Consider the following 12671-nt stretch of genomic DNA (forward strand, 5'->3'; position numbering starts at 1 on the left):
AACTTCCTCCGTTTCTCTGCATCACATATCTCGTTCTTGCCTCAAACAAAGCTCAATCATGGACTCATGATTCGTCACATGAAATTGCGTTATACTCATACATGGATAGTTTGCGTCATGAAACGCATTTAACGCATCCAAACTTGTTAATTTTCCTTTGAAATCAAAATATAAGATCACATCATTCTCTTCATGATCCGTTTGGAAAGTGACCGTTAAATGATTTTCAGTTTTTTGGCAAACTGATTGATCGAATATCGAAAACAACTCCCGTGATACCGTTAGCAGCTGCGATTCATATGCTGATAAGTCTCGGGTTTCACCAAGCACTTCATATTCTAGGGTGATAAAATGCGACTCCCAATTAAAGGTTAGAAAGTAATAGGCCAATTGGGGAATTTTTAAATTTGAGAGTTTGGATTCATGCTGTGCTTCAATGACCATTTCTTCTATTATTTCAAACACTCGGTCATATTTTTCTAATGTCAAGTTGCCTTTGATTAACTGCAATTTATTCATCCAGTCGTGTCTTGAACGACTAAGCAGATGGATCAATTCATTCGTTAATGCAACGTGAGTTAATTTTTCGTTTTGTTTACTTGGTATCTCTTCCATTATCGCACTCCCAATCGTTTGGTCTCTCTTTTAGGAGTCTTATCATCAATATGTCTCCCTGAATTATAACAGAGAAGACAGCTTAGAAAAACACTAGTTATGTGAGGAAAGGTTGTTTTTTCTGATCGTATAGGAGAAAATGAGGCAAAGTCAGCAAACGTTCTTTGATATTTATGGAGTGCATCTTCTTTTATCATCTTCGGTACTGCTTGTAAAAGTGAAAAAAACTCCAGTCAATGACCGGAGTTTTTAGCAATTATTGTGCCGCAGGATATACGCTCACTTTTTTACGGTCACGACCGAAACGTTCGAATTTAACCGTTCCGTCGATTTTAGCGAAAAGAGTGTCGTCGCCTCCGCGTCCAACGTTTTCACCTGGATAGATTTTCGTTCCACGTTGACGATAAAGGATAGAACCACCAGTTACGAATTGACCATCAGCACGTTTAGCGCCTAAACGTTTAGACTCAGAGTCACGTCCGTTCTTTGTAGAACCTACCCCTTTTTTAGATGCGAAAAATTGAAGATCTAATCTAAGCATGAAGTTCACCTCCTATTTTTTTGTAGATATTCTCACATAATCGTGATAATCTCGTTCAATTGTTTCTAAGGAAACGACCATGCCTTCTAAAAGCAACTGGGCTTTTTCAAAGGTGACTGGATCTGTATCAGCTGGCAGTTCAAAAGAGAAATACCCGCCTTCATCTCCAATATCAAGCAGTGGATCCATTCCTGTCAGTGCAATAATTGAATTGACTGACCCGAAAACAACAGCAGATACACCTGCACAAACGAGATCCTGACCTTTTTCAGCAAACTCGGCATGTCCAGTCATTTGAAAAGACGTAATGCTTTCATCTGCTGGCGACCGAGTAATGGTTGCTTTGATCATATCACTCACACGCCTTAAGCGTTGATTTTTTCGATAACAACTTTAGTGTAAGGTTGACGATGACCTTGTTTCTTGTGGTTGTTTTTCTTCGGTTTGTACTTGAACACAGTAATTTTCTTACCGCGACCTTGTTTTTCAACTTTAGCCGTTACTGTTGCTCCAGCAACTGAAGGGTTACCCACTTTGACAGTGTCTCCGCCGACAAACAATACGTTTTCGAAAGTAACTGTTTCACCTGCTTCAGCAGCTAGTTTTTCAACATAAACAGTTTGACCTTCTTCAACTTTTACTTGTTTACCACCAGTTTCGATAATTGCGTACATCTCTGCACCTCCTAATAAACTCAGACTCGCCGAATACAGGGGGCCAATAGGCACTTTACACCTGCTCCGCGCGGTTGTAGCACGGGTGCTACATATCCATAACATTAAAAAATATATCAAATTAGACGCTGAATGTCAATGTATTTTCACCATTAGTACGGTAAAAGAAGATCTTCCATGGAAGAGGTGGTTCTTCGATCTGAAAAATAAGCATGGAGCAATTCATTTTCATCGAGCTGGCTCATTTTCACACCATTCCGTTCGATAATAATGGGATGCTTACAGCCCCTTTGGAATCGCGCCATCACTTCATATATTTTCTCCTCAGCACCCGCTCTCAGTGGAATGAGTTTCTCTACCTTTTGCTCTTTTTTACCATAATAACGTTCTAGTAAAAAACGTACCCTGATATAATGCCGCTGCCGGTGTTCCATCACAAGCGAGTAGGCTAAAAAAGTGAGCAGGATCCAGCCGTTGAATTGCAGCGGAGCAAAACAGAGCAACCCTGCTGTCAAAAGACCGAAAAAAATGAGAGAGCCTTTTATTGCAAGGGCATGTGCCTGTTGAAAAGGGTAAAAAACAGATAAGAGCAAAAAGAATAATTTCCCGCCATCAAGTGGCCAAATGGGCAAAAGGTTCACTAGAAAAATCGCTACATTATAAAAAGTAAACATCGTAAAGACGTCATATGAGATAAGTGAGGCTTCCATGAGAAGCCAGGCGACGAGCTGGAGCGGGACATGCTGAAGCGGTCCGCATAAAATGACCGCCAGCTCTTCTTTTAGCGGACGGTTCCCGTGCTCTTCTACTTCTACCGCCCCGCCAAATGGCAGTAAAAAAATCCGCCGAATCCGCCAGTGATAATAACAAGCAGCCGCTGCATGTCCAAGCTCATGGACACAGACGATAATGAGCAGACAAAGCAGCGGCTTAATTTGACCTGATAGCATGGCAAATGCCATGACTATCCAAAGGAGCGGGTGAACATGGACCTTTGTCAGCATGAGCAGCCATCTATTCAAAGGTCATCACCTGAATGGGATCAATAAACTGTTCATTTTGCTTAATGGCAAAGTAATATGTCCCCTTGCCTTGTTCATCAAGCGCAATTTGACCAATTTTTTCCCCTTTATCGACAAAATCGTATAAAGCCACATCAGCTTCTTTTAGTTGGCCGTACCAGCTGTAGCTGTTATCTGCATGCTGCACCACGACGGTGAGCCCTGTATCACTTTTCTTTTTCACTTCTACGACATAGCCTTCTTTCATACTATCGATGGCTTCAGCAGATGTTTCAACTTTCACTCCGGCACCATTTTGCGTAAAGGATTCCTGCACTTTTCCAGAGGCAGGGACAGCCAGCTCTTGATTGGCTTGTACGTCCTTTTGCCCTTCTTTTCTATCGGTTAAAAAGGCAAGTGGGTTTCCGACAGTTTTCTCAAACCACCGGTTGGCGGCGGCAAATTGGAAATCTTGTTCAAACGTTTGACTGATCATCGGCTTCAGCTGCTGAAAAGGCCCCGCCTGCCCTTTAAATGAAATAGCGGCAATCAGTACAAGAGAGGCAGAAAGTAAACATTTAAGCACAAATGTATTTGAATGAAATAACGGATGGCGAAATTTTTTCGGCTGATGAGAATTTGACTCGTAGGAAGCCGAGCCAGAATGCTTTTCTTCTTCTGTCAACATGACCCATGGTGGAATATCATCTTTCTTCTTGAAAGCTGCCTTCTTAGGGGCAGCAGCTGGCTGCTTCATTTTACGGCGCTGCGCTATTTTCTTTCGATACTCGTCCACTCTTTTCATAAGATCACCCTTTACATACAAACAGTTTGTACATTTTATGTGGCGACATCATATGATATGCAACAAAAAGACCGATTCTCATCGAATCGGTCTCATCTCAAGTAAATCATTATGCTCTTACACCGAAAAATGCTTTCAGCTTTGCAAACATCCCTTTGTTTTCTTCTTCAAAGGATTGAAGAGGAACAGATTCACCTAGTACGCGGCGAGCAATATTGCGATACGCAATGGAAACTTTATTTTTAGCATCCATGACAATCGGTTCACCATTGTTTGAAGCCTTAATGACATCATCATCATCGGCTACAATGCCGAGAAGATCAATTGATAAATGATGGACAACTTCATCCACATCCATCGAATCGCCATTTTTCGCCATGTGTGTACGAATGCGGTTCACAATCAAACGAGGCGGTTCAATATCCTCTTGTTCCAGCAAGCCGATAATTCGGTCTGCATCTCTCACAGCTGAGATTTCAGGTGTCGTGACCACAATCGCTTTGTCAGCACCTGATACAGCATTTTTAAAGCCTTGCTCAATTCCAGCAGGGCAATCAATGACAACATAATCAAAGTCTTGTTTCAATGATTGAATTAATTCTTTGATCTGCTCCGGCTCTACCGCCGTTTTATCGCTTGTTTGAGCAGCAGGTAAAAGATACAAAAGATCCTCGAACCGCTTATCCTTCACAAGCGCTTGGTGAATCTTGCATCTTCCTTCTACTACATCGACTAGATCATAAATAATGCGGTTCTCAAGCCCCATCACGACATCTAAATTCCGAAGGCCGATGTCGGTATCAACTAGACACACTTTTTTTCCTTGAATTGCTAGTGCTGTGCCTAAGTTTGCAGATGTTGTTGTTTTGCCAACGCCGCCTTTTCCTGAGGTAATCACAATAGCCTCGCCCAATTTCACATTCCTCCCTCAAGCCTTGTCAGATTAGGTCTTATATGAGCCAATTGCTGCAGGCGTTCAATGATCATATTGCCATCTATATCTAAATAAGCACATTCCATTTCATTTCCATCTTCTTTTTGATCCGGTGCACGGTTAAACACCTGTGCGATGCGAAGCTGGGTTGGAATCATATGAGATGCTGCAATCACAGCTTGCTTGTTTCCATTACATCCAGCATGCGCTACACCTTTTAACGCACCGAGCACAAAAATATTCCCCCCTGCACGAATGGTTCCGCCAGGGTTGACATCTCCTATTAATAAGAGATCCCCTTCGACATAAAGCACCTGTCCAGAGCGTACAATTTTTGCTACAGAAGTAATCTCAGCCTCTGCTTTTAAACGTCTCGCCTCTTCAGTTGACATGACGTCACTTTCAATAGAGTGAATGACAAGATGTTCATTTTCAGACACCGCTTCAGTTAAACGCGCCTCTTGATCCTCTGTTAAATATCGAAAACCAAGTTTAATATGCACATTGACTTTATGTCCTTCTCTTCCGTCTGTATATTGCTCAAGTAATAGAACCTCTCGCAAGCCAGAAAGAAGGTCTTCAAACGAACAGTCATCATTTAACTGTAATGTTAATCCGTTTTTTGTACCTTTTATTGTCACATACTGCTGTTTTTGAGTTTTCAAGATGCTCACCTCAACAACATACTCATTTCGCCGTAATTGGACAAACTCCTGCTTTTATTCGTCGATCAGTCCTTGTTTCACATTGATGAAAAAGAGCCTAAGCGGCACAACAAGTATGAGAGACGCAGCAGTATTTAAAAGAATCGTTGGAATAAAGCGTTCGATGACATACGTATTAAAAGGCATAATATTTGGTTGAATCGTCGCTTGAACACCGTACACATAAAACTCCATCACTGCAACAGCAATCACCGACAGAAAGACAACGACTAACATATTCGTTTGGAGGACTTTGAAGGCTTTTGCTAACAAATAGCAGAGCGCACCAAAGCCAAACATATGAACACCAAGAATACCTGTATACGAAATATCATATAAAAGTCCAAAGACAAATCCATAAATCACACCATATTTTTGATTCACAAAAGCTGTCATAAATACAAGTGCGAGTAAGATGAAATGAGGTGCTAAAATTTGATTGTCTGAAACAAATGGGAGCTTCACTAAATCGACAAAAATACTGTCAAATACGAAAATAAACAACATGACGAAAGCAAGAAGGACACGTTTCACGAGCCTTCCTCCTTCGTTAATTGAGATGCATCTGCCGTACTTGTGCTGCGATTCACAACAATCACACGGTCTAAATTATTGAGTTCAGCAGCTGGTTCTACATAAATAATTTTTGTCAGTCCGTAATGGTCCGGCTCAATTTCACTTACCTTCCCAATCGTCAAGCCCTGCGGGAATACGCCCCCCGCTCCAGATGTTTCAACAAGATCTCCTTTTTTGACATCCCCATCAGCATCGGATTTTAAAATGTTCATTGTCAGCATTTTTTTCTTGCTGTCATAACCGTTAATAATTCCATTGAGTTCTTCTTTGCCCTTTTTCGCAAAAATTTTCGTTGAAATTCTATTATTTTGATCTGTAGAGCTTAGCAACCTTACAGTCGACGTAAAATTGTTGAGCTTATCACTTTCAATTTTCCCAATTAACGCACCGCTCTCATTGGTGACCGCCATATCTTTTTCAACGCCTTGTTTTTTTCCTTTATCAATCATGACAAAACTATCCCAAAGGGACGGGTTTCTCGCAATGACTGTTGAAAGAATGGGCGTGTAGTCACGAATAGAGTTCACATACCCGAGCTGCTTGCGAAGCTTTTTGTTCTCATCTTCTAGTTCTTGAAGTTTCGCCTCATATTGGGTTTGTCCATCAAGTTTTTTTCGAAGACGCTCGTTTTCATCATATGTGTTTTTTAAATCTTGTACGTTCCCATAAATACCGGCAATAAATTGTGATGGTTTATGAAAGACACCTTGAAAAAAGCCTGTCGTATCCCCCACTAATTTTTCCGGCCATGAAGCACCTCTGCCGCTTTTCACTGAAAAACCAATCATGGCCACCAGTACGATGACACAGACAAGGAGCAACATTAATCTTTTATTCATAAAAAACTGCGGCATGTCTTACACCTCTTTATTTACGCCCAATTATCGATTATCTTTAGATTTTCCTTTGAACAAGTGAATATGTTCTAGTGCTTTCCCTGTTCCGATCGCCACACAGTCAAGCGGATCTTCAGCAATAATGACCGGCATTTTTGTTTCATCACTAATGACTTTGTCAAGATTACGTAGCAATGCACCGCCGCCTGTTAATACAATTCCACGGTCCATAATATCTGCTGCCAGCTCAGGTGGCGTTTTTTCAAGTGTCATTTTGACCGCATCGACAATTGTTTCCACCGTATCGCGAAGCGCTTTTGCAATTTCTTCTGCCGTAATAGAGATCGTTTTTGGCAGACCTGTTAAAAGGTCACGGCCGCGAATGTCCATCTCATCATGTACGTCAGGCTGCGCAGAACCGATTTCCATTTTAATCGCTTCTGACGTGCGATCACCAATCATAAGATTATACGTTTTACGAATGTAGCTGCTGATCGCATCATCCATTTCGTCTCCTGCAACACGGATCGATTGAGATGTCACAATACCGCCAAGTGAGATAATGGCTACTTCTGTTGTACCGCCGCCAATATCTACAACCATGCTTCCAGTTGGCTCCCATACAGGAAGGTTAGCACCAATTGCCGCAGCAAATGGCTCTTCAATAGGGTATGCGTCACGAGCACCAGCTTGTCTTGTTGCATCAATGACTGCACGCTCTTCTACTGCTGTAATACCAGATGGTACACACACCATCACGTACGGTTTACGAGCAAAAAGCCCTTTACCTTTTAATGCTTGATTAATGTAATATTTCATCATTGTTGCTGTCGTCTCGTAGTCTGCAATGACTCCGTCTTTCATTGGGCGCAGTGCCACAACATTACCAGGTGTACGACCGATCATGTTTCTAGCGTCATTTCCAACCGCCACTATAGACTTCGTATCAGTTTCCAAAGCTACGACCGAAGGTTCTCTCACAACAATGCCTTTTCCTTTAATAAAAACAAGCGTATTCGCTGTTCCAAGATCTATTCCAAGGTCTTTTGTACCAATTCCAAACATATGTATGTATCTTCCTTTCTTAAACCAAAATTCCCTTTAGGGAAAAACTCATAAACTCTATTATATCGTAAAACATTGAAAAAAAAAGTGTTACAAATACCCTTTTTCCTTCAAACTCACAAATTTTTGATCACCGATCACTAGATGATCAAGCAGCTGTATTCCAATCAGCTTCCCACATTCAAAAAGTCGCTGTGTGACTTCAATATCTTCCCTGCTGGGCGTCGGATCTCCAGATGGATGGTTGTGCACACATATAAATGAAGCGGCCGAACGTTTAAAGGCCTCTTTAAAAATTTCGCGCGGGTGAACAATCGACGAATTTAGACTTCCGATAAACACAGTATGTTTATGAAGAACTTGATTTTTGGTATTGAGATAAAGACAAACGAAATTCTCCTGCGTCAAAAATCTCATATCTTCCATCACAAAATTCGCACCATCTTCCGGCGTGCGGATCACATAACGATTGTCCGTCGTTTGATGGTGTAATCTAGTGCCGAGTTCTAAAGCAGCTAAAAGAGAGATCGCCTTCGCTTTTCCAACTCCTCGAATCTTTGACAGTTCTTCAATCGAAGCTTCCTTCACAGAACGAAGACCACCAAATGTTTGTAAAAGTCTTGCGGACACTTGAAGAACTGATTCCTTTTTTGTGCCTGTTCTCAAAAGAATCGCGACAAGTTCATGGTTTGATAAGCTGCTTGGACCATATTTGACAAATCGTTCGCGCGGCTTTTCATCATGAGGAAAATGCTTCAGCAGCATAGGGAAATGATTCAAGATCTACACTCCTTTTTTGATTCCTTCCCGTCATCAAAAAGGGGTGATACCAAATGTTTCAAGCACTCTGACTGTTTTAGCAATAGGGAGTCCTACAACGGAAAAATAATCACCGTCTATTTTTTGTACAAACAGGGCACCTTTTCCTTGAATGCCGTAGCTTCCAGCTTTATCAAGAGGCTCACCTGTTTCAATATAGCGGTCTATTTCATCTTGTGTAAGTGGCCAAAATGTCACGTCTGTCTGTTCATAAAATGTTTCTTTTCTATTCTCTGATTGAATCGTGACACCAGTCAAGACTTGATGTGTCTTACCTGACAATAATTGAAGCATTGAGGCTGCATCTTCCTTGTCTTTTGGCTTTCCAAGACAGTTGCCATCAATTGCAACAATTGTATCTGCACCAATGATCACAGCTTTGGGATGTATTTTTTGAATATCATTTGCTTTTTGTTCTGCCAACCATTGGACGTTCTCAGCAGGAGAAAGGTTTCGATTTATTTCTTCTTTTAAATCACTTGCTTGAATGTCATAAGAAAACCCTGCTAAATCAAGCAATTCTTTTCTTCTAGGTGATTGAGATGCGAGTATTAACTGGTTCATGTTTGTTCATCCTTTCAGGGTTTAGCCTAAGAAGTAAGATACCCATTCATCCTATCAAATGAACATCTTACCGACAATTGACGAAAATGCCATTTTCATGTTCCTACATCATTATGTTGGAAGCAAAAGAAAAAAACTAGTCATTTTTTGACTAGTTTGGCTGTTAAAAACATGATTTTACGTATTTAGTTGATCTAATAGCGCTTGCTGAGATTTCCAGCCATTTTCAGCAGATGGGTCATTTAAAAGCTGTACAGCTTTCAGCAAACTGCTTTTAGCTGGTGCGTCGGTTGTTTTGGCATTTTCAAGCTCAGAAATCAACTGAGTGACTTCTTTTTGATCCACATCTTCTCCTGCAATCACCTTAGAGGATAAGACAGATGCCTTCTCTATTAAACCTGTCAGTTCATCTGGCACTTGAAACGAGAGCTCTTTTCCTCCCCATGCTTCAAAATGCTGATCGATCAATTTTTTCCCAACGGCACTTGTCATGCCCTGTTCTGTGGCAAGTCCGGCAATCACATAATATCCATCATCCATTGATACCTTTTTACCTGCATATCCAGCCTCTTTTAAACTGTCAACTAAGTCATCTGCTCCTTTTTCAGAAGAAAACTTTCCAGCCTGCACCACAAAGGTTGAAAAATGACCTGATGCACTTTTTTCACCTTCATTGTCCTTTGACGTATCTGCAAGATCAGCCGGTGGCGCATCTCCCCCAGCTTTCGCCGAAGGTCCGCTTCCAGATGCTGAGACGCTGATATGATCGCCTCCTGATGGATTGGCAGACCCATCTTTACTTAAACTTAATGCAAATACACCGAGGCCTGTCCCTAGAACGACTGCAAACACAATCGTAGTCATCACTCGTTTGAAGGGACCGCGGTTTTTACTGAACTTCTGGTCAAAAGAACCTTTTTTCTTTTGATAAGGTGTGACGACCTTTGGATCCGAATGGTAAATGTGATCAGCTGCATCGTCCCATTGAAAATCTTCTTCTTTCGGTTTGGACGGTTCCTCCTCGGAAGCGGCTGTCTCCTGTTCCGACTGCCTCTTTTCCTCCCAGTTCGAAAACGTCACTTGATCCTCTTGCTGTTTTTGAGGTTGATGCTCTTCTCCATGCAGCATTTCTTCCTTGCCATTAATATTGACCTTTAACCCTTGTTTTTTTGCCTGCCTTTTTTTCACTGTCATTCCCCGCTTTCTGACATTGTTTGTAAGAAAGACCTTTCTGTCCAATGAAATAGCGCGAATGTAACCCGTCCTTCTTTCTGTTTCACACTTTAACATAGCCAATAAAAAAAAGAACAAGACTTTTGTCGGCAGGTTCAAAAAGTGTTCGCCAATTTTCTCATCCAAAAAAATCGCGAATTGGGTTTAACAAATCACCACAAAAAAGATAAAGCCAGAAAGAACAAGCGATGGCAGGAACAAAAGGAAAGGGTTCATTTGCCTTGTAAGAAAACACCTTTGCGTAAACCATTCCCGTGACAGACGAAAGAAAAAGAATGATCAGAAATGGCTTAAATCCGAAGCAAAATGCAAGCACACCAAATAGTTTGACATCCGCTCCCCCCATACTATTTGGCTTGAAATGTTCTAAACTATAAAACAAAAGAAGACAAATAAGAAGGGATGCCGCTCCTTCCCACCAAATAAAAAGCGGTTCTTGCGTGCGGTATATGACGAAAAGAGGAAAAAAGAAGAGAAAGAGCTCGTTTGGTACTCTCATATAAAAAAGATCGCTCACGACAGCAATCACGAATAAACTACATAGACTCACAAGAAAAAGGCCCTCAAAAGAGAAACCAGCATGTCTATAAACGAGTAAAAAAAGGCCGCCTGTCAACAGCTCAACCAGTGGATAAAGCAAAGAGAGCCGGGTTCCACAATGCTTACATGACCCTTTCAATACAACATAAGAAACAAGCGGGAGCATGTCGTGAAAAGAAAGCGGCTCTTTACAAGCTCCGCAGTGTGAACGAGGAAAAAGAATAGACCGCTTCATTGGAAGCCTCTCACCAACTAGGTGAAGAAATGACCCCATGACCATGCCTGTGAAAAACATAAAAAAATCGATCAAATTAGGTGACTCCTTCCGGAAATAGAATAGACCGGATTGTACCATAGCGATTCACCTTTGATCACCTTGCGAAAAAGTGAATTTCCCCCTCTCCTACATATCAAAAGAAAAAAGACGCACACTGCATAGAAGCAATTTGCGTCTTTTCCTTACTATAAAATACGACTTCGTACATCTGAGATAAAATAAAGCGAACCTGTCACCAGAATCATTGCTGCAGGATCAGCGCTTTTTTTCTGAATGAACTCAAGCACTGCACGAGGGTCTTCATCAAACGATTTTGCTTCTAAATGACTGCAAGCATAAAGCTTTTCCGCTGATTCAGCTCTTGGAAAGTCAAAGGAAACAAAATGAATCGATGAACTAATCCTTTCAAGCTTTTCGATCATTTGTTTGTAAGGTTTATCTTTTAACGCACTAAAACAAACATGAACCTGTTTACTGGAAAAATGAGCTTGTACAGTTTCGATTAAACGGTCCATTCCTTCTTCGTTATGAGCACCATCTAAATAAACAAGAGGCTGATCTTGGATCTTTTCAAATCTTCCAGCCCACACCGCTTGCCGAATTCCTTCATACACTTGCTCATCTAGCACATGGATATATCCTTCTTGCTCCAGCCATTCGATCAGTAGAACGGCAAGGGAGGCGTTCTGCCTTTGATGCGTTCCGATTAACCCTGTCTCTAGCTGCGAGTACTCCCTTTTTGGGGTAGTGAATGTGAAGCGTTCACCTGTTTCAGTCGGCTGCTGGTCCTTAAAGGTACAAGTATCATGTAACGAGATAAACGGCGCATTCTTTTCTTCTGCTTTGTGTTGAATCACAGTAAGAGCTTCCGCTTGATGAACGGCCGTGATCATCGGAATCCCAGCTTTAATAATGCCAGCTTTTTCTGCTGCAATCTGATTAAGTGTGTCGCCTAAAATGGCCATATGATCGTGACCAATCGACGTAATTGCTGTTAAGATGGGCGCAGCCACATTTGTAGAATCAAGTCTTCCGCCAAGCCCTGTTTCCAAGAGGACAAAGTCTACTTGGTGCACATGGGCAAAATAAGCAAACGCACAGGCTGTAATGATCTCAAACTCTGTTGCTGCACCAAGCTCTGTATCATCTAATTCATCAACTAAAGGCTTGATGTCGTTCACCAAACTCAGCCACTCCTCGTCCAAAATCGGCTCCCCATTAACACTAATTCGTTCATTGAACGTTAAAATAAATGGAGAGGTGAAGGTTCCAACTGAATAGCCCGCTGACTGTAAAATGGATCGAGTAAATGCAATCGTTGATCCTTTTCCATTTGTTCCAGCCACATGCACTGCTTTTATTTTTTGTTCAGGATGGTCTAGTCTGTCCATCAGCCATTTCATTCGTTCAAGTCCCGGTTTGACACCGAAAGCGAGTCTGCTATGAATCCATTCAATGGCTTCATGATAGGTTGTAAACAATGTCAT

At 41.5% G+C, this 12671-nt stretch carries 16 protein-coding genes and 1 other annotated feature; all 16 genes read right to left on the reverse strand.

Features of this window, described 5'->3' with window-relative positions:
- Positions 1–21 precede the first annotated feature (21 nt).
- The 16 genes from NSQ11_RS12695 to NSQ11_RS12770 all read right to left on the reverse strand — a co-directional run bounded on the left by NSQ11_RS12695 (position 22) and on the right by NSQ11_RS12770 (position 12671).
- Positions 22–615, reverse strand: a complete 594-nt coding sequence (locus tag NSQ11_RS12695; protein WP_007501522.1) for a sporulation initiation phosphotransferase B — start codon at positions 613–615, stop codon at positions 22–24.
- A 256-nt stretch (positions 616–871) separates the two neighbouring features.
- Positions 872–1156, reverse strand: coding sequence for a 50S ribosomal protein L27 (gene rpmA / locus NSQ11_RS12700; RefSeq protein WP_003216586.1), 285 nt, complete (start codon positions 1154–1156; stop codon positions 872–874).
- A gap of 12 nt (positions 1157–1168) precedes the next feature.
- Entirely contained in the window at positions 1169–1507 is a 339-nt protein-coding gene (locus NSQ11_RS12705) for a ribosomal-processing cysteine protease Prp (RefSeq protein ID WP_007501524.1), read from the reverse strand.
- Between the two features lie 14 nt (positions 1508–1521).
- Positions 1522–1830 (reverse strand): 50S ribosomal protein L21, encoded by a 309-nt coding sequence (rplU, locus tag NSQ11_RS12710; RefSeq protein ID WP_003216781.1) that lies wholly within the window; start codon positions 1828–1830, stop codon positions 1522–1524.
- Between the two features lie 12 nt (positions 1831–1842).
- Positions 1843–1916 (reverse strand) — a sequence feature (ribosomal protein L21 leader region).
- A gap of 66 nt (positions 1917–1982) precedes the next feature.
- Positions 1983–2852: a M50 family metallopeptidase gene (locus NSQ11_RS12715; protein ID WP_041506793.1), complete on the reverse strand. Its 870-nt coding sequence runs from the start codon at positions 2850–2852 to the stop codon at positions 1983–1985.
- Positions 2845–3636 (reverse strand): M23 family metallopeptidase, encoded by a 792-nt coding sequence (locus NSQ11_RS12720; protein WP_048002776.1) that lies wholly within the window; start codon positions 3634–3636, stop codon positions 2845–2847. Before NSQ11_RS12720 ends, NSQ11_RS12715 begins: the two co-directional genes overlap by 8 nt.
- A 109-nt stretch (positions 3637–3745) precedes the next feature.
- Positions 3746–4549 carry a septum site-determining protein MinD gene (minD, locus tag NSQ11_RS12725; RefSeq protein ID WP_017358134.1) on the reverse strand — a complete coding sequence of 268 codons (804 nt, stop codon included), beginning with the start codon at positions 4547–4549 and terminating at the stop codon, positions 3746–3748.
- A gap of 2 nt (positions 4550–4551) precedes the next feature.
- Complete coding sequence (minC, locus tag NSQ11_RS12730) at positions 4552–5235, reverse strand: septum site-determining protein MinC (RefSeq protein WP_007501533.1); 684 nt, start codon at positions 5233–5235, stop codon at positions 4552–4554.
- Positions 5236–5289: 54 nt separating this feature from the next.
- Entirely contained in the window at positions 5290–5808 is a 519-nt protein-coding gene (gene mreD, locus NSQ11_RS12735; RefSeq protein WP_048002775.1) for a rod shape-determining protein MreD, read from the reverse strand.
- Positions 5805–6704, reverse strand: coding sequence for a rod shape-determining protein MreC (mreC, locus tag NSQ11_RS12740; RefSeq protein WP_007501536.1), 900 nt, complete (start codon positions 6702–6704; stop codon positions 5805–5807). Before mreC ends, mreD begins: the two co-directional genes overlap by 4 nt.
- Positions 6705–6731: 27 nt before the next feature.
- Entirely contained in the window at positions 6732–7751 is a 1020-nt protein-coding gene (locus NSQ11_RS12745; protein ID WP_007501538.1) for a rod shape-determining protein, read from the reverse strand.
- Positions 7752–7841: 90 nt separating this feature from the next.
- Entirely contained in the window at positions 7842–8516 is a 675-nt protein-coding gene (gene radC / locus NSQ11_RS12750) for a DNA repair protein RadC (protein ID WP_026050121.1), read from the reverse strand.
- A gap of 48 nt (positions 8517–8564) precedes the next feature.
- Complete coding sequence (locus NSQ11_RS12755; RefSeq protein ID WP_046527127.1) at positions 8565–9134, reverse strand: Maf family protein; 570 nt, start codon at positions 9132–9134, stop codon at positions 8565–8567.
- 177 nt (positions 9135–9311) lie between these two features.
- A complete protein-coding gene (locus NSQ11_RS12760; RefSeq protein WP_046527137.1) occupies positions 9312–10328 on the reverse strand; it encodes an SPOR domain-containing protein in 1017 nt (338 codons plus the stop codon).
- A gap of 157 nt (positions 10329–10485) precedes the next feature.
- Entirely contained in the window at positions 10486–11217 is a 732-nt protein-coding gene (locus NSQ11_RS12765) for an A24 family peptidase (RefSeq protein ID WP_050827521.1), read from the reverse strand.
- A 152-nt stretch (positions 11218–11369) separates the two neighbouring features.
- The gene (locus NSQ11_RS12770; protein ID WP_050827523.1) at positions 11370–12671 is read right to left on the reverse strand and encodes a folylpolyglutamate synthase/dihydrofolate synthase family protein; all 1302 of its coding nucleotides are present in this window, start codon (positions 12669–12671) and stop codon (positions 11370–11372) included.

Origin of the sequence: Bacillus sp. FSL W7-1582, from assembly GCF_038593325.1 — a bacterium.
GTDB classification, from domain to species: domain Bacteria; phylum Bacillota; class Bacilli; order Bacillales; family Bacillaceae; genus Bacillus; species Bacillus altitudinis.

What these genes read in the sequence shown, in the direction of transcription:
- mreC (WP_007501536.1), bottom strand. Translation starts at nt 6,704, where the DNA reads ATGCCGCAGTTTTTTATGAATAAAAGATTAATGTTGCTCCTTGTCTGT.
- radC (WP_026050121.1), bottom strand. Translation starts at nt 8,516, where the DNA reads ATGCTGCTGAAGCATTTTCCTCATGATGAAAAGCCGCGCGAACGATTT.
- rplU (WP_003216781.1), bottom strand. Translation starts at nt 1,830, where the DNA reads ATGTACGCAATTATCGAAACTGGTGGTAAACAAGTAAAAGTTGAAGAA.
- NSQ11_RS12720 (WP_048002776.1), bottom strand. Translation starts at nt 3,636, where the DNA reads ATGAAAAGAGTGGACGAGTATCGAAAGAAAATAGCGCAGCGCCGTAAA.
- NSQ11_RS12770 (WP_050827523.1), bottom strand. Translation starts at nt 12,671, where the DNA reads ATGACATTGTTTACAACCTATCATGAAGCCATTGAATGGATTCATAGC.
- rpmA (WP_003216586.1), bottom strand. Translation starts at nt 1,156, where the DNA reads ATGCTTAGATTAGATCTTCAATTTTTCGCATCTAAAAAAGGGGTAGGT.
- NSQ11_RS12760 (WP_046527137.1), bottom strand. Translation starts at nt 10,328, where the DNA reads ATGACAGTGAAAAAAAGGCAGGCAAAAAAACAAGGGTTAAAGGTCAAT.
- NSQ11_RS12755 (WP_046527127.1), bottom strand. Translation starts at nt 9,134, where the DNA reads ATGAACCAGTTAATACTCGCATCTCAATCACCTAGAAGAAAAGAATTG.
- NSQ11_RS12745 (WP_007501538.1), bottom strand. Translation starts at nt 7,751, where the DNA reads ATGTTTGGAATTGGTACAAAAGACCTTGGAATAGATCTTGGAACAGCG.
- NSQ11_RS12695 (WP_007501522.1), bottom strand. Translation starts at nt 615, where the DNA reads ATGGAAGAGATACCAAGTAAACAAAACGAAAAATTAACTCACGTTGCA.
- NSQ11_RS12705 (WP_007501524.1), bottom strand. Translation starts at nt 1,507, where the DNA reads ATGATCAAAGCAACCATTACTCGGTCGCCAGCAGATGAAAGCATTACG.